The following is a 17,311-nucleotide window of genomic DNA, read 5'->3' on the forward strand; positions in this document are numbered from 1 at the left end:
CGTCAACCGTCAATGCTGTACTCTTATTGCTATTTCGTCATAAAGTTTGAAACTATCTGTCTCTTGCGCTCGAATCCAGTCCGCTGGGGGCTGATTACGGAACCAGGTATATTGCCGCTTGGCATATTGGCGGGTGGCGAGGCTGGCGCGTTCGATCGCGTCGGCCAGTGTGATCTCTCCGAGCACAGCGGCGGCGAGTTCGGGCATGCCGATGGCGCGGCGGATCGGGGCGTCGAGCGGCACGTCCTCGCGGGCAATCAGTGTCGCCACTTCCTCCAAGGCGCCGGTATCGACCATCGCGGCAAAGCGGCGGTCGATGCGGTCGTTCAGCCAATCGCGCGGTGGCAGCAGGATCGTAGCGACCAGATCTATGCGCTCGCCGATCCCGCCGACCCGCTCGCGCCGCCAATCAGCGATCGGGCGCCCGGTCGAGCGGACGACCTCCAGCGCGCGGCAGATGCGGGTGGTGTCGGCCGGGTTAAGCCTTGCCGCTTCAGCCCGGTCGACAGCGGTAAGTGCCGCATAGGCATCGGGGAGGTTCATCGCGCGGACCTCGGCGCGGATCGCAGGATCGATCTCGGGCACCGGGGCGATTCCGTCGATCAGCGTCCGGAGATAGAGTCCGGTGCCGCCGACCAGGATCGGCATACCGTCGGCGGCCAACGCGCGGTCGATCTCGACCCGCGCTTCGGCTGCCCAGCGCGCAGCGGAATAGCCGGTATCGGCGGCATCGACATGGCCAAACAGGCGATGCGGCGCGCGCGCTTCTTCTTCGGGCGAGGGGCGGGCCGTAACGACGCGCAGGTCGCGATAGACTTGCGCGCTGTCGGCGTTGATGATCGTGCCGCCAAGCCGTTCCGCCAATTGCAGCGCGAGCGCGGACTTCCCGCTGGCGGTCGGGCCGGCGATCAACGCGACTTTCGGCAAGCTTGCCATTCCTAGGCCCGTTCGCTTCGGACCAAGTCGACGACTGCCACCCGACAATTAAACGTGTCTCGACTTCGCGCGACCCGAACGGGTAGGGCGGCGGCTTCAAGGAGACCCGGCTTGTTCATCGCGACCCTGATAGCTCCCGATCTGCCCCAGGGCGAGATCACTGCCGCGCGCGACCGGCTCGACGCCGCCGGTTGCCTGCCCGTGGCGCACGTCTGGGTCGAGGAAGGGGAGGCGATCGATCTCCAGTTCGGTCGCGATCCCGGCGCCGCGCGCATCGCGCTCGAAGGGCAGGGTTACGATGTCGTCGTTCAGCCGGCCGAACATCGCCGCAAAGGACTGATCGTCGCCGACATGGATTCGACGATGATCACGGTCGAATGCATCGACGAGCTGGCCGATTATGCCGGGATAAAGACGGAGATTGCCGCGGTGACCGAAGCGGCGATGCGCGGCGACCTCGATTTCGGCGAAGCGCTCGATGCGCGGGTCGCCTTGCTGAGGGGACTCAATGAGGCGGTGATCGCACGCTGCCTCGCCGAGCGAGTCAAGATCATGCCCGGTGCGCGCGAACTGGTCCGCACGATGCGCGGCTGGGGAGCGACCGCGATCCTGGTGTCGGGCGGCTTCACCCGTTTCGCCGAGCCGGTCGCCGCGGAGATCGGCTTCACCCGCGCGATCGCCAATGTGCTCGAAATCGCCGAGGGCAAGCTCGCCGGCACCGTGACCAAGCCGATCGTCGATGCATCGACCAAGCTGGCGACCTTGTCAGAGGCCGTGCTCGACCTCGGCCTGTCGCGCGCGGAGACGCTGGCGGTCGGCGACGGCGCCAACGATCTGGCGATGATCACGCAAGCGGGGCTGGGGGTCGCCTATCACGCCAAGCCGGTCGTCGCCGCGGCGGCGGGTGCGCGGATCGACCATGGTGATCTGACGACGCTTTTGTTCGCCCAGGGTGTCGCGCGGAAGGACTGGGCGGGGGTCTGAATATAATTCTCGCGCATAGCAATCGACTGGCGAGATAAAAGACCTCTCCTGCAAGCCGGAGAGGAGCTGGTCATCTTTCCTGGGAGCGGACTTACCGCGATCCGGCTGTTGGACAGAAGACGTCGATTTAGAATAGCGAACTTTCACAATCGCTGGAGGTCTTGCCGCGGTGTTCTTCGTCCAGGTCATCCCGTTCGACGGCACATTGCACCACGACATCCGCCAGGCGGTTTATGGGCCGGGCTATATCGGTCCGGCCGCCTGATGCGGTTGCGGGGCCCCTGGCGTTACGGCCTGACCGGCACGCACTCCGACCCGGCGCGCTTGACCGTGCCGCACAATCGGACCGCATCGGCCTGAGAACGGATCGGGCCGGCCTGGAGTTTGGTGATCGGCCCGACGCGGCGCAGATAAGGCTGCATGCCGGCAAGACCGCCGACCTCGCCCTTGAGCCGCGTCCACAGGGTCTTGGCATTGCCCTCGTCGCGGAAGGCGCCGAACTGGACGCGCCAGCCGCCGCCGCTCGCGACCGCAACGGGTGCAGGTTCCGGCGCGGGCCGGACGGGCACCGGCTTCGGGCGCGGGGCAGGCTGGGCCGTCGACGCAGGAGGCGGAGGGTTGGCCGGTCCGGGAGTGTAGGCGGGCCTCGGATTGTAAGTCTGCGGCGGATTGGCCGTCAGGACCGGCGGTTTGTTCTTGCCCGGTCTGGATCCCTTGCCGGGCGCCGGATAGCTGGTGCCGGGCAGTCCATAAACCGGCCCCGGCACCGAAGACGGCGGAACGTCGGTCGGCGCGATGGTGCGACCGACGGGGCCGCCGCCGGTAATCTCTGAGCCGTAATTGCTGTTGCTCGCAACCTGCGCATCCATTTTGCGCGCGAGTTCGATGCCGCGCTGACGCTGGTCGGCGGGAATATATTTGTCCATCTCGGCGAGCGTCTGCGATCCCTGGGGCAGGCCGGCGCCCGACGAGCGGGTCATCAGCGCATAAGCGCGCACCCAGTCGCGCTCGACCCCGTCGCCATTGAACAGCATCGTGCCGAGCACGAGTTCGGCGCGCGGTTCGCCACGCCCAACCGACTTCTCGAGCCACGGCACCGCCTCTGCACGCTTGCCGTCCTGGAACAGCGCGAGGCCGTAATTGTCCTCGGCCTGGGCGTGGCCTTGCAGCGCCGCCTTGCGATACCAGCTTTCCGCCATCGCCAGATCGACCGGCACGCCGCGCCCGAGCTTATAGGCTTGGCCGAGATTGAACTGGGCGTCGGCGTCGCCGGCGATCGCGGCCTTGCGCCACTCGTCGACTGCCGCCCTATAGTCGCCGCGGTTCCAGGCATCGACCCCAGCCTTGGTGTCGGCCATGGCCGGCGCGCCGATGCCGACAGTCGCCGCGATAGCAGCAAGGGAAAGCGCCGCAGCGCCGATCAGCGTTCGCATGTTACTTGTGTCCCGCCCAAAATACACTTTCAGGGATGATATCGCGCTGTAACGGCCGAATGGCAAAGAAAAGGTTAGTCATGAGTCCGTCCGAAAACTCGCGAAAGAGCGAGTTCTGCGGCGGGCAGATGCCGCCGAACGCGCGTCCAGCGCGCTTTCAAACTGACTCCATGATCGTTTCGGGTCCCAACTGAATATCGCGCCGTTAACCTGTTCTTAGCTCGCCTCGTGGCACCTCGCTTCTCGAATAGCGGGGAGTAACAGGATCAATGCGCGTTCTCGCGATGGCATCGCAGAAGGGCGGATCGGGCAAGACGACGCTGTCTGGGCACCTTGCGGTGCAGGCACAGCTCGCCGGAGCCGGCCCCGTTGTGCTGATCGACATCGACCCCCAGGGATCGCTGTCGGATTGGTGGAATGAGCGAGAGACGGAATTTCCCGCCTTCGCCCAGACCACGGTGGCGCGGCTCGCCGCCGATCTGGAAGTCCTGCGCCAGCAGGGCTTCAAGATGGCGGTGATCGATACCCCGCCAGCCATTACCATGGCGATCCAGAGCGTCATCCAGGTGGCCGAGCTGATCGTCATTCCGACGCGTCCGTCGCCGCATGACTTGCGCGCGGTCGGCGCCACCGTCGATTTGTGCGAGCGTGCCGGCAAGCCGCTGATCTTCGTGGTCAATGGCGCGACGCCGAAGGCCAAGATCACGTCGGAAGCCGCTGTCGCGCTGTCGCAGCACGGCACGGTCGCTCCGATCACGATCCACCACCGCACCGATTTCGCCGCCTCAATGATCGATGGCCGCACGGTGATGGAAATCGATCCCAAGGGCCGTTCGGCGGCCGAAATCACCGAGCTTTGGGCCTATATCTCCGATCGCTTGGAGAAGAATTTCCGTCGCACGGTTTTCTCGGCCCCGACCGCGATGCAGCACCCGGGTTTCGGCGCGCGTCCGCAAGCCGGCGGTGGCGGCTTCGGCCGCCGAGTGATGAGCTAAGGGTGGCGCGATGATGAGCGAACCCAAGCCTTTTGCTTCTTTGTCCTCCGGCCTGCTCGCCCGCAAGGGCCAGGCGCGTCCGGCGATGCGTCCGCAAGGTTTCACCGGCGGTTATGCATCGCTGGCCGGGCTAGAGGATCTCGGCTGGAACGACATGGGGCATATCCCCGAGCCGATCGCCGACGTTCATCCTCTGCACGAGGACGACCAGATCCAGCCGCCGCCCGAGGGCGTGCCGCCGGTACTGGCGCAGCGCCACGCGTTGAAACAGGAATTCGAGCCGGTGCTCGAGGAACTGCCCGAAGAGGAAGCCGAGCTTTCGGACGAGGCGCCGGTCGAGACCTTGGTCACCGCGCCGGTACCCGTGCTCGAAACATTCGAACCGCGCCCGGTTTCGGTCACGGCGGCGAGTCGGATCGCGCGCGCCACCAAGCATAAGCACAAGGCCGCGTTTACGTTGCGGTTGGACGAGGAGCGCCATTTGCGGCTGCGCCTGGCCAGCGCGGTCACCGGCCGTTCGGCCCAACAGATTGTTACCGGGGCGCTCGACGCCTTTTTGGAATCGCTGCCCGAAGTCGCCGAGCTGGCACGCCAGCTGCCGACCCGGGCCAAGGGGTGAATTGGGGGACGTTGCGATGAAGTCGAAGCGATTGACGATGGGGCTCTCGGCGGTCGCGCTTTGCGCCGCATTGGGCGGCATCTATCAGGGCGCCGCGCTCGCCGGCTCGAAGTCGAGTGTGGTCGATGACAAGGCTGCGGCAACGGATATCGCCAAGGCGCGCAACGCGCTGGCCGACCGCCAGGGCAACGACGCCGTGCGTTGGGCGGAGGCCGCGGTGGAACTCCGTCCGCAAATCGCAGACTATCGCGCCGTGCTCGGCCAGGCCTATCTGCTCGCCGGTCGCTTCGCGTCGGCCCGCACCACCTTCAACGATGCGCTGACTCTGTCGCCGGGCGATGGCAAGGTCGCGCTCAACCTGGCGCTCGCCCAGATCGCCGAAGGCGATTGGACCGGCGCACGCCAGACGTTGGACAGCAATTCGGGATCGATCCCTGTCAGCGACCGCGGTCTCGCCATGGCGCTTGCGGGTGACCCGATCAGCGCGGTCAATCTTCTGTTGCCGGTCGCGAAACAGCCTGGTGCCGACGCCAAGCTGCGTCAGAATCTGGCGCTCAGCCTGGCGCTCGCCGGGCGTTGGCAGGACGCCCGCATGGTCGCCGGCATGGATCTGTCGCCGGCCGATACCGACAAGCGGATCACCGAATGGGCAGCCTTTGCGCGTCCCGCATCGCGTTACGATCAGGTGGCTTCCTTGCTCGGTGTGACGCCGGCGGCCGATCCCGGCCAGCCGGTCGCGCTCGCGCTCAATGCCAGCACGCCGGTCGTCGCCAGCGCGCCTGCGCCGGTCGAGGCCTATATGCCGAAGGCGCCGGAAGAGGTTGCGGTCGCATCCGCGCCGGTCAGCACCGGCACTGCCGCTCCGGCTGCGGTCGCTTCCGTCTCGCCCGCGCCTGCGGTCAGCACGGTGGTATTCGGGCCGCGTGCCGAAGTCGTTCAGCCGTTGCCGGCCCAGCCGGCGGTCGGCAGCAAGGCGCCGCTCATCAAGGCGCCGAAAACGGCCATCAAGGCCGCAGTATTCGTCAAACCCATGGCTGCTCCAACCACCCCGGGCGCCGCCAAGGTCAGCGTGAGCAAGGGCAATTACTATGTCCAGCTCGGTGCCTATGACAGCACGGGCGTCGCCCGTGATGCCTGGGCCCGGGCCTCACGCGCTTATTCCGGCTTCGCCGGCCATGCTCCCACGGGCATGTCGGTGACGGTCAAGGGCAAGAACTTCTATCGCCTGTCGGTCGGCGGGTTCGACCGCGCCGGCGCCGCGCAGCTCTGCGCGAGCTATCGCGCGAAGGGCGGCACCTGCTTCGTCCGCGAAAATGCCGGCGATCAGGCGGTGAGCTGGAAGAAGTAAGGAAAAGCCCTTTTCTTCAAACCCCCTCCCGCAAGCGGGAGAGGACTTCTTCGCTAAGCCTAAATTTCCTTTCCGCCCTTCCACAGGCGGAGCACTTTTCCTTGGGTCGGCAACCCGTCGAAAGGCGTGTTGCCGGCCCTTGCTTTCATCGCCTCGCCGCGGATTTGCCAGGATGCTTGCGGATCGAGCAGCATCAGGTCGGCGGGCTGGCCGGGTAGCAGCCTGCCGGTATCGACACCCAGCACGCTGGCCGGATTTATCGCGAGCATCGCGAACAGTCGTTCGACCGGCAGGTCGAGTCCCAGGCCCAGCGCGAGCAGCGTCTCCGCGGCCGACGCTCCGGGGGACGCGTCGGCGAAGGGCAGGCGCTTTTCCTCGGGTCCCCGCGGATCATGGCCCGAGCACAGCACGTCGATGGTCCCGTCCGCCACCGCGACCAGCGCCGCCTTGCGATCCTCTTCCGACCGCAGGGGAGGGGACAGATGGGCGAAGGTGCGGAAATCGCTCATCGCATTGTCGGACAGCAGCAGATGCGCAGGAGTGACGCCGCACGTCACCTGGACACCGCGACGTTTCGCCGCCCGAACCAACTCGAACCCGGCCGCCGTAGTGACCTGGCGGAAATGGAGTCGCGCGCCTGTCTCCTCGGCCAAGGCGAGGTCGCGCGCGATCGCCAGCGCCTCGGCGATTGAGGGCGCGGCGGGCAGGCCGAGCCGCGTTGCGGCTTCGCCCTCGGTCGCGACAGCGTTGCCGGTCAGGCCGCCGTCCTCGGCATGTGCAACGACAGTCAGGTCGAGGTCGCGCGCATAGGCCAGCACCTTGCGCATCACGCCCGAATCGGCGATCCAGCGCCGTCCGGTACCGACCGCCCTGGCGCCCGCGCCTTTCATGATCGCCATTTCGGCGAGATCGGCGCCTTGCAGGCCCTTGGTCGCCGCCGCGATCGGGTGGATCCACAGCAACGGCTTGCCGACCAGTGACGCGCGCTGGACGATGCCGGGGTCGTCCAGCACCGGCGACTGATCGGGCATCAGCCCGACGCGGACGATGCCGCCGGCGCGGAATGCCTCGCGATCTATCGCGAACACGCCGAGGTCGACTATCCCCGGTGCCAGCAGCTTACCCCGGCAATCGATGACTTCCGCGTTGGGGGCAGCATCGACGATACGATCGCCGACGACGTGCAATTCGCCATCGGCGACTCCGTCGGGGCGGACGATCCGGGCATTGACGAAGCGCAAGGCGGTCATGCCCAGCCCTCCACCTTGCGCGCGCGCCGGGTCAGCACGTCCAGGCACGCCATCCGTACCGCGACGCCCATCTCGACCTGCTCGGTGATTGCCGATCGCTCGATATGGTCGGCGACATTCGAATCGATCTCGACGCCGCGGTTCATCGGTCCCGGATGCATTACGAGCGCGTCGGGCTTGGCGAGCGCCAGCCGATCAAGGGTTAGCCCGTAGCGCAGGTGGAATTCGCGAGTGGAGGGAATGAACGCCCCCGACATCCGCTCGTTCTGAAGGCGCAGCATCATCACTACGTCGGCACCGGCCAGCGCGGCGTCGAAATCGGCATAGGGCGTCACCCCCATACGTTCGATTGCCGCGGGCATCAGCGTGGCAGGCGCCACCACCCGGACTTCAGCCGCGAGCGCGGTTAGCGCCAGGATGTTCGACCGCGCCACGCGGCTGTGCAGGATATCGCCACAAATCACCACGCGCTGTCCCGCGATGCTGCCGCGCCGGCGCCGGATCGTGAGCGCATCGAGCAGTGCCTGGGTCGGGTGTTCGTGGCTGCCATCGCCGGCGTTGAGTACCGGGCAATCGACCTTGCCGGCGATCAGCCGGACCGCGCCCGAGCTCGAGTGGCGGATGACGATGACGTCGGCGCGCATCGCATTGAGCGTCATCGCGGTGTCGATCAGCGTTTCGCCCTTCTTCACGCTCGACTGCGCGACCGCCATGTTGACGACATCGGCGCCGAGCCGCTTTCCCGCGATCTCGAACGACAGCAACGTCCGCGTCGAATTCTCGAAGAACGCATTGATCAGGGTGAGGCCGTCGAGCCGCTTGTCGGGCTTGGCGCGGTTGCGGTTCGCCTCGACCCATTGTTCCGCTTCATCGAGCAGGAACGCGATCTCGTGTGGTTGCAGGCCGGAAATGCCCGTCAGGTGCCGGTGCGGAAAGACGGCACCGCCCTCGATAAGGGCGGCGGGACGATGATCGGAATGTCGCATTAAAGCCGTCGCCTAAACCCGCCTGAGGTGCGGTGCAAGTCCGCAACATCACTGATAGTCTTCAGGGCCGTTTGCGGCTCCTCTGCACGCTCCTGATAATCCTAGGGGGTCGGTGGAGGATGGCCAACGTTCAAACGATCAGCGCTCAGCGCGATGCCGTCGATATCCGCGTCTACGCGCCTGCCGAAAGCCTGCGCCCGCTCGTTTCGTCTTATTACTTTCTCGAATCGATGGGTCCGTTGGCCGATTTCGCGCCGCCCGAACAGGCCAATATCCGGTTTGCGATCGAGGGCGTTTGGAGGCTGGGGAGCAATGACGGCAAGGCGGCGATCAAACCTTCCAACGCGTCTCTGTTCGGCCCCAGCGATCGCGCCCGTCGCTTCGCCACCGATGGCGGGCTGCTCATGGGAGTCGGGCTCACGGCGACAGGCTGGCTTACGTTCATCGGTGGGCATGCGTCGGACTTTGCCAACCTGATTCTCCCGTTGGGGAGGCAATTGGGTCCGTCCGGACTTGAAATCCTGGGACGTCTTGCCGGCGCGTCCGACGACTCCGAGCGCGTAGCGATCCTCGACGCGATCCTCCGCGACAGGCCGACGCGACAGAACGCCTATTGTGCGATCGCCGCGCAGGTCCAGGATGCCATCCAGTCTGGAAAAATCGAGGATGTCGCCGATTTGGCCGAGACAGTCGGCGTCGAGCATCGCAGGCTCTTGCGCGTTTGCACTTCCGCATTCGGTTTCCCTCCGGTCCGCCTGCTGCGCCGCCAGCGTTTCCTGAGGACGCTGAACCTGATGCGGGATCGGCGGGATCAGCCGATCGGTAAGCTGATCGATTCAAGCTATTACGATCAGGCGCATTTCAACCGTGAGTTCAAGGCGTATATGGGCATGACGCCACGCGCCTATTTCGGGATGCCGCACGACATCGTCGATCGCGTGATGCAAGCCAATGACGGTGTGTCCGATCGGTGGCGTGGGGATCGGCGCGAACCGTCCCAGGCGATGGGCCGAGAGCGAAACTGACGCAGAAGGCGGCTTTTGGCCGTGACGCCGGGCGACCGGTCGCGCTGCGCGTACCCAACGGATCGATTATTAGGGGCTTACCTCAGCGTTCTTTTTTGGACAAAACGGACGCAAGGGAAAAATATGACCGGTCCGCCTGCGACCGGTGCGCCGCGCGGCGCGCCGGAAATCCGCTTCTACCTGCCTCCCGAAGGGCTGCGTCCGCTCGTCACGTCCTATTATTTTCTCGAATCCGCCGGGCCGCTCGACGATTTCACCCACCCCGAATGGGCTAATATCAGGTTCGCGCTCAACGGCGTGTGGCGCTTCGAGAGTGGCGAAGGCAGGGAAACGATCGAGCCGACCCGCGCCGCGTTGTTCGGCCCTACAGATCGCGCGCGGCGTTTCATGACCGATGGCGGATTGGCATTCGGCATCGGCCTGACGCCGCTTGGTTGGCTGACGCTGATCGGTAGCGACGCGTCGGACGTCGCCAACCTCATTGTTCCGCTCGATAGACAATTGGGCCCGTCGGGTCCGGCCATCCTTTCGCGGCTGCTCGAAGCGCGCACCGACGCGGAGCGCGTCGCAATTCTCGATACGATCCTCGACGCGCGGCCGGCATCGCAGAGCGCGTACCGCGAACTGGCGGTCCGGGTGCAGCAGGCGCTGCTGTCGGGAACGGTCGACCAGGTCGGGGATCTCGCCGAGCAACTGGGGATCGAACAGCGCACGCTGCACCGCGTCTGTACCACGGTGTTCGGGTTTCCGCCGGTGCGACTGCTGCGCCGTCAGCGCTTTCTGCGGACTTTGGCCAAGGTCCGCGACCGGCTCGACCAGCCGCTCGGCGACCTGATCGATTCCGCTTATTACGACCAGGCTCATTTCAATCGCGACTTCAAGGCCTGTATGGGGATGACCCCGCTCGCCTATTTTCGCCTGCCGCGCGAGGCGCTGCGCCGGGCAGCGGAGGAACGCCACCGTGTGCTCGGCGCGCCGGTCCAGGGCCTGCATATCCAGCAGGATGGGCAGGGCGATCAGGGCTGAACGGAAACAAGCCCGTCGATCGCACCTTGCAGAATGTAACTCGCCGCCAGCTTGTCGACGCGCTCGGCGCGTTTGGCGCGGCTCAGATCCTCGGCGATCATCTGGCGTTCGACCGCCTGGGTCGACCAGCGTTCGTCCCAAAGGAGGATCGGCAGGCCGAGATCGGCGATGTTGCGCGCAAAGGCGCGGGTCGATTGGGTGCGCGGCGAATCGGTGCCGTCGAGGTTGAGCGGCAGGCCGACGACGATGCCCTTGACCGATTGAGCGACCGCCAGCGCGGCCAGCGCCGCCTTGTCGGCAGTGAACTTGGTGCGGCGGATCAGCTCGGCGGGGCTGGAGAAGCTCCAGCCGGCATCGCATAGGGCGGTGCCGATCGTCTTGGTGCCGACGTCGAGCCCGAGCAGGCGTCCGCCGTCGGGCAACGCGGTCCGGAACGCAGCGCGATCCTCGGTGATCATCGGCGCGGGGCGGTCGGGGCAGGGGCGGAAGCCGTTGCGGGCTTGCCGCTTGCGAAGGTCGCAAAACGCCGCGCGACGTCCTTTCGGATGTTCACCCAGAACATCGAATAATCGAACACGTGGTAATTGTTGCCGGGCAGGACATAGCCGCCGAGATTGACCGGCTGGCCGATCGACAGAAATCCGCGCCCGAAACATTTGGCGGGGACGCCGGGTACGCCCAAGGTCGCGCTGCCCAAATCCTTGGACGGAATCAGCGTTCCGAGATTGGCCGTCAGTTTGGCGGCCGCATTCGGCGTTCCGGTGATCGGATTGGTGCAGACCATGTCGGTGCCCTTGCGCGGCTTGCCGTCGAATCCTGTGGTGGCGTCGTAGACGTCGGTAATCATCGATGGATCGGCGGGTTCGGCGAAGCTCTGCCACGACAGGATGCAGCCGGCCTGCCCGGCGGTCACGCATTCGGGCAGACCGAGCGCGGGAAGGTCATGGAGCTTGGAGATCGGCCATCCGACCACGTAGGCCGCGACGATCCGCTTCGCGAGCGGCCGACCCGCGACCCGCTCGCGCAACAAGCGTTCGAGGTGCAGCGCGCCCTGGCTGTGCCCGGCCAGGATGATCGGACGATCCGGACCCAGTTCCTTGAGAAATTCGTCGAACGCCGCGAGCACGTCGCGATAGGCGAAATCGAGCGCCTTCTGCGCGTCGGCCCGGCTGGTCAGGAACGCGCCGAACGTCGCCTGGCGATAGCGCGGCGCCCAAATCTCGCCGGTTTCGTTGAAAGCCGAAGCCTGGCCGCGCAGGAAGACCGCCGCGGTATTATTGGCCTGGGCATCGTCGAGCGGCGCGTTCCAGTGCGCGCGGTCGATATAAGAGGTCGGGTGGATGAAGAAGACCGCGGCCGGCGGGTTCTCGCCCGGTTTGAAATCGGCCGGCGTCCACAGCGCGGGATTGTTCGGGATGTCCGGCCGCGCGAACCACATCGCGGGCTTTTCATACGCTTGCGAAGGGGTGACCGGCCCACCTTCGAAGTGCGCGCTGGGGATCAACGCCGCCTTCATCAGGTCTTTGCCGTAGAAGCGATAAACGAACGCCCCTGCGCCGACGAGCAGGATCAGGACGATCATCAAATACAGGAATTTGCGGGCCAAGAACGCGCTCCGATTGCCGTCCGGGTCCCGTGCCTCATCGTCGCGGCGGTTGCAATCGTGGCGGCCGCTCTGCTAGCCGCGCGGCCATGTCCGTAGACGCTGCAACCGTGAAGAAGATCGCGAGCCTCGCCCGCATCGCGATCACCGACGAGGAGGTCGCGAAGATCGCGCCTGAACTCGACAACATCCTGGGCTGGATCGAGCAATTGGGGGAGGTCGACTGTACCGGCGTCGAACCTATGACCGCGGTCATCGCCAACACGCTGCGGTTGCGCGACGACGCCGTCACCGACGGCGGCAAGCGCGACGCCGTGCTGGCCAATGCGCCACAGGCCGAACATGGCTTCTTCACCGTGCCCAAGGTGATCGAATAATGACGAACCTCACCGATCTCGGCGTCCGCGAATTGCGCGATGGCGTGCGTGCCGGCACGTTCTCGGCGAGCGAAGTCGCCGACGCGCACATCGTCGCCGTCAGCAAGGCCAAGCAGCTCAATGCCTTTCTGGTCGAGACGCCAGACCACGCCATCGCCGCGGCCAAGGAAGCCGACGCCGCACGTGCGGCTGGCCAGACGCTCAAGCCATTGGCCGGCGTGCCGATCGGCATGAAGGACCTGTTCTGCACCAAGGGCGTGCAGTCGGCGGCGGCGAGCCATATCCTCGAGGGGTTCAAGCCCGAATACGAATCGACCGTCAGCCAGAAATTGTGGGACGCGGGCGCGGGCATGTTGGGCAAGCTCAACATGGATCAGTTCGCGATGGGGTCGTCGAACGAAACTTCTTATTTCGGCAACGTGATCTCGCCCTGGCGGCGCGCAGACGGCGGCAACGCTCCGCTCGCGCCCGGCGGCTCCTCGGGCGGCAGCTCGGCGTCGATCGCGGCGCGTTTGTGCCCGGCGGCGACCGGGACCGACACCGGCGGCTCGATCCGCCAGCCTGCGGCCTTCACGGGCATCGCCGGGATCAAGCCGACCTATGGCCGTTGCTCACGCTGGGGCATCATCGCCTTCGCCTCGAGTCTCGATCAGGCCGGACCAATGGCGCGCGACGTGCGGGACTGCGCGATCATGCTCGAGGCGATGAGCGGATTCGATCCCAAGGATTCGACCAGCCTCCAGCTCGACGTGCCCAAATGGGAAGCCGGCCTCAACGCCAGCCTGGCGGGTAAGCGGATCGGTATCCCGAAGGAATATCGTGTCGACGGCATGCCTGCCGAGATCGAGGCGCTCTGGCAGCAGGGCATCGACTGGGTGAAGGATGCTGGCGCCGAGGTGGTCGAGGTGTCGCTGCCGCACACCAAATATGCGCTGCCGGCTTATTACATCATCGCTCCGGCTGAGGCGTCGTCCAACCTCGCGCGCTATGATGGCGTGCGCTACGGGTTGCGCGACTTGCCGGAGGGCGCCAACCTCCAGGAAATGTACGCCGCGACCCGCGCGGCCGGCTTCGGGGCGGAGGTCAAGCGCCGCATCCTGATAGGCACCTATGTGCTGTCGGCTGGCTTTTACGACGCTTATTACACCCAGGCGCAGAAGGTCCGCACGCTGATCGCGCGCGATTTTGACCGGGCCTGGGAGACCTGCGACCTGCTGCTCACCCCTACCGCGCCGTCGGCGGCGTTCGCGCTGGGCGAGAAGTCGGCCGATCCGATCGCGATGTATTTGAACGACGTCTTCACCGTGCCGTCGAGCCTTGCGGGCCTGCCGGCGATGTCGGTGCCTGGCGGCCTCGACAAGGCCGGGCTGCCGCTCGGGCTCCAGGTGATCGGCAAGGCGCTCGACGAGCAGGGCGTGCTCGATGCGTGCCTCGCGATCGAGGAGCGCGCCGGGTTCAACGCGCGGCCCGAAGCCTGGTGGTAGACCGGCGCCGCTTGAGACGCGCCAATATCCCAGTCTGACAATGCCGGAGTTCGATTGATGCCAACGCCAGGCAAACAGGCGCAACACGCAATCTCGGTCGATGCGACGCGATTGCTGGTAACCCTGCGGCTGGCGGGCTTCATGGTCCCGGAGGATGTGGAGCGCATCGCCGCCGAGGAGCAGGCAGCCGTACGGTCGCTCGGCGTGCCTTCGGGCGTCCACAACTTTCTGATCGACGCCCGCGCGCTCGATGCTCAGCCTGCGGATGTCGTCGGGATGGTCCAACATACGACCGACACCGTGCCGCTCAAGCCCCGGCGGTTGGCGATCATCGCGCGTTACGGGCTCAACAAGATCCAGGTGCGGCGGACGATCGGCGACCGCGAGATCGGGCTGTTCGAAAGCGAAGACGAAGCGCTGGTCTATCTTCTGGGATAGCCTCCGTTTCCAGCCGATCAGTTCCGCTCGACAGAATCCAATATCCGCGCCCCGGCCATGAACACCGCGATCGGGCAGACCGAAAACAACATCCAGCCGCCGAACCCCGGATATTGCTGGACGTAATGAACCCCGCGCTCGACTGCGCCGAGCCCGAGGCCGTAAATCACCATGAAGGCCTCGAACTTGGTCTTGATGACGAACAGGCGGGCGATCTTGGCGAACATGCGCTTGGTTAAGCATGAGCCGTGCCAATGGCGGAAATGCGTCGTTTCGGATTAACGAAGATGGTTACCTGTAAATTTACCCGACAGTGGCGGGCGCTAAATTTCGCTCAGCGCTGCGATCAGCCGGTCGACCTCCTGAGCGGTATTGTAATGGCATAGACCGACGCGGAGGAGACTGCCCTTGTCGGTCAGGTCGAGCCGGGCGAGGACTTCGACCGCATAGAAATGGCCGGCCCAGGCGAAGATGCCGCATTTCGCCAGATGTTGCGCGATCTCCGGCGCCGCATGGCCGGAAAGCGTGAACGAAAAGGTCGGGACGCGCCCCTCCATCGTCGGCGGCCCCCAGAGGCGAAGGCCTGGGATCGTCGCGAACCCGGCGAGCAGGCGGTTGCCTAGCTCATGCTCATAGGCTGTGGCGGCAGTCATCGCCGCGACCAGCCGCGAGCGCCGGCTATTCGCGCTGGGATCGGCGGCTTCGCCCAGCCATTCGAGATAGGAGATCGTACCCAATACGCCGGCCTGGCCCTCGAACGACGGCGTGCCGGTCTCGAAGCGATGCGCGCCCTCGTCACCGGCCGGGCGGACCTTATAGGCGCGGACGCGATCGTCGAGGCGCGGGTTCATCCACAGCACGCCCTGGTGCGGCCCGAAGAATTTGTACGGCGAACAGGCGACGAAATCCGCGCCCATCGCGGCTACATCGGTGACCAGATGCGGGACCGATTGCACCGCATCGACATAGACGAGGGCGTCGCTCCGCCCGCGAACGAGTTTTGCCGCCTCGGCGACCGGATTGACCGTGCCGAGCGCGTTGCTGGCGACGCCGAACGCCACCAGCCGCGTCTTCGGTCCCAGCAATGCGGCAAGGTCGTCGAGCGTCCAGCGGCCGCTCGCCGGATCGAAATCGAGCCAGCGCACCGTCATGTTGCGATCTTCGGCGACCTGCAGCCACGGCGCGACATTGGCGTCGTGGTCGAGCCGCGTGACAATCAGCTCGTCGCCTTCATCCCAATCGCGGGAGAGCGCGCGCGACACAGCAAAGGTCAGGGATGTCATATTCGGCCCGAATGCGATCTCGTCGGGCTGGGCGCCAAGGAGGTCGGCGATCGCCGCATGCGCGCCTGCGGACAGGCGGTCCGTTTCGACCGAGGTGACGAACGGCCCGCCCGAATTGGCGGTGCCATCGGTCAGATGCGCCGTCATCGCCCGGATCGCTGCGTCACAGACCTGCGTACCGCCGGGAGCGTCGAAATAGGCTGCCGGCTGACCGTCGACTTCCCGCGACAGAGCGGGAAAATGCGACCGGACGGCATCGATCGGGAAATTCTGCATCAACCTGACCTTGCTGGGACGACAAGAAATTGCGCGCTTCCATTCTTACCTGTGGAGCCTAAAGAGCAAGCGCCGCCGCAAGGGTGGTTACGCAAAATTGGGATCGAAGTGATGGGTTACCGTGTGGTCGTCGCTGGCGCGACCGGCAATGTCGGGCGCGAAATGTTGAACATCCTGGCCGAGCGGGAATTTCCCGCCGACGAGATCGCCGTGCTGGCGTCGTCGCGCTCGACCGGCGATATTATCGACTTCGGTGAGACCGGCAAAACCCTCAAGATCCAGAATATCGACCATTTCGATCCGACTGGATGGGACATGGCGCTGTTTGCGATCGGCAGCGAGGCGACCGCGATCCACGCGCCGCGCTTCGCCGCCGCGGGCTGCACGGTGATCGACAATTCGTCGCTCTACCGGATGGATCCCGACGTGCCGCTGATCGTGCCGGAGGTGAACCCGGACGCGATCAACGGCTATACCAAGAAGAACATTATCGCGAACCCGAACTGCTCGACCGCGCAGATGGTCGTGGCACTGAAGCCGCTCCACGATGCCGCGACAATCAAGCGCGTCGTCGTCGCGACCTATCAATCGGTGTCCGGCGCGGGCAAGGCGGGGATGGACGAACTGTTCGAACAGTCGCGCAACATCTTTGTCGGCGACCAGGCCGAGCCGTCCAAGTTCACCAAGCAGATCGCCTTCAATGTCATTCCGCACATCGACAAGTTCCTCGAGGACGGGTCGACCAAGGAAGAGTGGAAGATGGTCGTCGAGACCAAGAAGATCCTCGATCCCAAGATCAAGGTCACCGCGACCTGCGTCCGCGTGCCCGTATTCGTCGGCCATTCGGAAGCGATCAACATCGAGTTCGAGGACGAGATTTCGGCGGCCAAGGCCAAGTCGATCCTGCGCGAGGCGCCCGGCGTGATGCTGGTCGATAAGCATGAGGATGGCGGCTACGTCACGCCAGTCGAATGCGTCGGCGAATATGCCACGTTCGTCAGCCGCGTCCGCGAGGATTCGACCGTCGATAACGGCCTGTCGCTGTGGTGCGTGTCGGACAATCTCCGCAAGGGCGCCGCGCTGAACGCGGTGCAGATCGCGGAGTTGCTCGGGCGTAGGCATCTTCAGAAGGCGGCTTGACGGCAGCTGCCCTTTAGAAAATCCTCCTCATCGAAGATGGGGAGGGGGACCAAGACGCGAAGCGGCTTGGTGGAGGGGCCGCAGCCGCATAGCGGCGAGGACGGGACG

At 65.5% G+C, this 17,311-nt stretch carries 18 protein-coding genes; 10 read left to right on the top strand and 8 right to left on the bottom strand.

The genetic code is table 11. The features are described from left to right. Positions 1-9: 9 nt before the first annotated feature. A complete protein-coding gene (gene miaA, locus SPR01S_RS12980; protein ID WP_066590254.1) occupies positions 10-936 on the bottom strand; it encodes a tRNA (adenosine(37)-N6)-dimethylallyltransferase MiaA in 927 nt (308 codons plus the stop codon). A gap of 111 nt (positions 937-1,047) precedes the next feature. Here miaA and serB point away from each other — a divergent pair, with 111 nt between their 5' ends. Then, positions 1,048-1,920: a phosphoserine phosphatase SerB gene (gene serB, locus SPR01S_RS12985; protein ID WP_066590256.1), complete on the top strand. Its 873-nt coding sequence runs from the start codon at positions 1,048-1,050 to the stop codon at positions 1,918-1,920. A gap of 287 nt (positions 1,921-2,207) precedes the next feature. On the opposite strand, the gene SPR01S_RS12990 is transcribed toward serB, so the two are convergent. Next, positions 2,208-3,353 carry an SPOR domain-containing protein gene (locus SPR01S_RS12990; protein ID WP_084251160.1) on the bottom strand — a complete coding sequence of 382 codons (1,146 nt, stop codon included), beginning with the start codon at positions 3,351-3,353 and terminating at the stop codon, positions 2,208-2,210. 269 nt (positions 3,354-3,622) lie between these two features. Between SPR01S_RS12990 and SPR01S_RS12995 the strand changes: the two genes are divergently transcribed. Genes SPR01S_RS12995 through SPR01S_RS13005 form a run of 3 tightly spaced genes read left to right on the top strand, consistent with a single transcriptional unit; the run spans position 3,623 to position 6,315 of the window. Beyond that, the gene (locus SPR01S_RS12995) at positions 3,623-4,348 is read left to right on the top strand and encodes an AAA family ATPase (protein ID WP_066590258.1); all 726 of its coding nucleotides are present in this window, start codon (positions 3,623-3,625) and stop codon (positions 4,346-4,348) included. Between the two features lie 13 nt (positions 4,349-4,361). After that, positions 4,362-4,967 carry a hypothetical protein gene (locus SPR01S_RS13000; protein ID WP_084251161.1) on the top strand — a complete coding sequence of 202 codons (606 nt, stop codon included), beginning with the start codon at positions 4,362-4,364 and terminating at the stop codon, positions 4,965-4,967. Positions 4,968-4,983: 16 nt separating this feature from the next. Continuing rightward, on the top strand, positions 4,984-6,315 hold the full coding sequence (locus SPR01S_RS13005; protein WP_066590262.1) for an SPOR domain-containing protein: 1,332 nt from the start codon (positions 4,984-4,986) through the stop codon (positions 6,313-6,315). A 59-nt stretch (positions 6,316-6,374) separates the two neighbouring features. Here SPR01S_RS13005 and SPR01S_RS13010 read toward each other — a convergent pair whose 3' ends face one another. Together SPR01S_RS13010 and SPR01S_RS13015 are read right to left on the bottom strand one after the other, a co-directional pair. Then, a complete protein-coding gene (locus SPR01S_RS13010) occupies positions 6,375-7,565 on the bottom strand; it encodes a dihydroorotase (RefSeq protein WP_066590264.1) in 1,191 nt (396 codons plus the stop codon). After that, positions 7,562-8,551 (bottom strand): aspartate carbamoyltransferase catalytic subunit, encoded by a 990-nt coding sequence (locus SPR01S_RS13015; RefSeq protein WP_066590266.1) that lies wholly within the window; start codon positions 8,549-8,551, stop codon positions 7,562-7,564. Before SPR01S_RS13015 ends, SPR01S_RS13010 begins: the two co-directional genes overlap by 4 nt. A 119-nt stretch (positions 8,552-8,670) precedes the next feature. Here SPR01S_RS13015 and SPR01S_RS13020 point away from each other — a divergent pair, with 119 nt between their 5' ends. Both SPR01S_RS13020 and SPR01S_RS13025 read left to right on the top strand, forming a co-directional pair. Further along, positions 8,671-9,576, top strand: a complete 906-nt coding sequence (locus tag SPR01S_RS13020; protein WP_066590267.1) for a helix-turn-helix domain-containing protein — start codon at positions 8,671-8,673, stop codon at positions 9,574-9,576. A 123-nt stretch (positions 9,577-9,699) separates the two neighbouring features. Beyond that, positions 9,700-10,602: a helix-turn-helix domain-containing protein gene (locus SPR01S_RS13025; protein ID WP_066590270.1), complete on the top strand. Its 903-nt coding sequence runs from the start codon at positions 9,700-9,702 to the stop codon at positions 10,600-10,602. On the opposite strand, the gene ruvX is transcribed toward SPR01S_RS13025, so the two are convergent. Then, entirely contained in the window at positions 10,593-11,060 is a 468-nt protein-coding gene (gene ruvX / locus SPR01S_RS13030) for a Holliday junction resolvase RuvX (protein ID WP_066590273.1), read from the bottom strand. The two genes, SPR01S_RS13025 and ruvX, sit on opposite strands and share 10 nt — an antisense overlap. Further along, positions 11,057-12,208 carry a DUF3089 domain-containing protein gene (locus SPR01S_RS13035; protein ID WP_066590274.1) on the bottom strand — a complete coding sequence of 384 codons (1,152 nt, stop codon included), beginning with the start codon at positions 12,206-12,208 and terminating at the stop codon, positions 11,057-11,059. The genes ruvX and SPR01S_RS13035 overlap by 4 nt, the downstream gene beginning before the upstream one ends. 86 nt (positions 12,209-12,294) lie before the next feature. Between SPR01S_RS13035 and gatC the strand changes: the two genes are divergently transcribed. From gatC to SPR01S_RS13050, 3 genes are read left to right on the top strand one after another with little or no spacing between them, the layout of a single operon-like run. After that, the gene (gatC, locus tag SPR01S_RS13040) at positions 12,295-12,582 is read left to right on the top strand and encodes an Asp-tRNA(Asn)/Glu-tRNA(Gln) amidotransferase subunit GatC (RefSeq protein WP_066590275.1); all 288 of its coding nucleotides are present in this window, start codon (positions 12,295-12,297) and stop codon (positions 12,580-12,582) included. Beyond that, on the top strand, positions 12,582-14,066 hold the full coding sequence (gatA, locus tag SPR01S_RS13045) for an Asp-tRNA(Asn)/Glu-tRNA(Gln) amidotransferase subunit GatA (protein ID WP_066590276.1): 1,485 nt from the start codon (positions 12,582-12,584) through the stop codon (positions 14,064-14,066). Before gatC ends, gatA begins: the two co-directional genes overlap by 1 nt. Before the next feature lie 57 nt (positions 14,067-14,123). Then, a complete protein-coding gene (locus SPR01S_RS13050; RefSeq protein ID WP_066590277.1) occupies positions 14,124-14,504 on the top strand; it encodes a hypothetical protein in 381 nt (126 codons plus the stop codon). Between the two features lie 17 nt (positions 14,505-14,521). On the opposite strand, the gene SPR01S_RS13055 is transcribed toward SPR01S_RS13050, so the two are convergent. Together SPR01S_RS13055 and SPR01S_RS13060 are read right to left on the bottom strand one after the other, a co-directional pair. Continuing rightward, positions 14,522-14,731, bottom strand: coding sequence for a hypothetical protein (locus SPR01S_RS13055; RefSeq protein WP_066590278.1), 210 nt, complete (start codon positions 14,729-14,731; stop codon positions 14,522-14,524). 96 nt (positions 14,732-14,827) lie between these two features. Then, complete coding sequence (locus tag SPR01S_RS13060; RefSeq protein WP_066590279.1) at positions 14,828-16,063, bottom strand: cysteine desulfurase-like protein; 1,236 nt, start codon at positions 16,061-16,063, stop codon at positions 14,828-14,830. 111 nt (positions 16,064-16,174) lie between these two features. Between SPR01S_RS13060 and SPR01S_RS13065 the strand changes: the two genes are divergently transcribed. Beyond that, positions 16,175-17,203, top strand: a complete 1,029-nt coding sequence (locus SPR01S_RS13065) for an aspartate-semialdehyde dehydrogenase (protein WP_066590280.1) — start codon at positions 16,175-16,177, stop codon at positions 17,201-17,203. The last annotated feature ends 108 nt before the right edge of the window (positions 17,204-17,311 follow it).

It is taken from the genome of Sphingomonas pruni NBRC 15498, from assembly GCF_001598455.1.
Taxonomy (GTDB): domain Bacteria; phylum Pseudomonadota; class Alphaproteobacteria; order Sphingomonadales; family Sphingomonadaceae; genus Sphingomonas; species Sphingomonas pruni.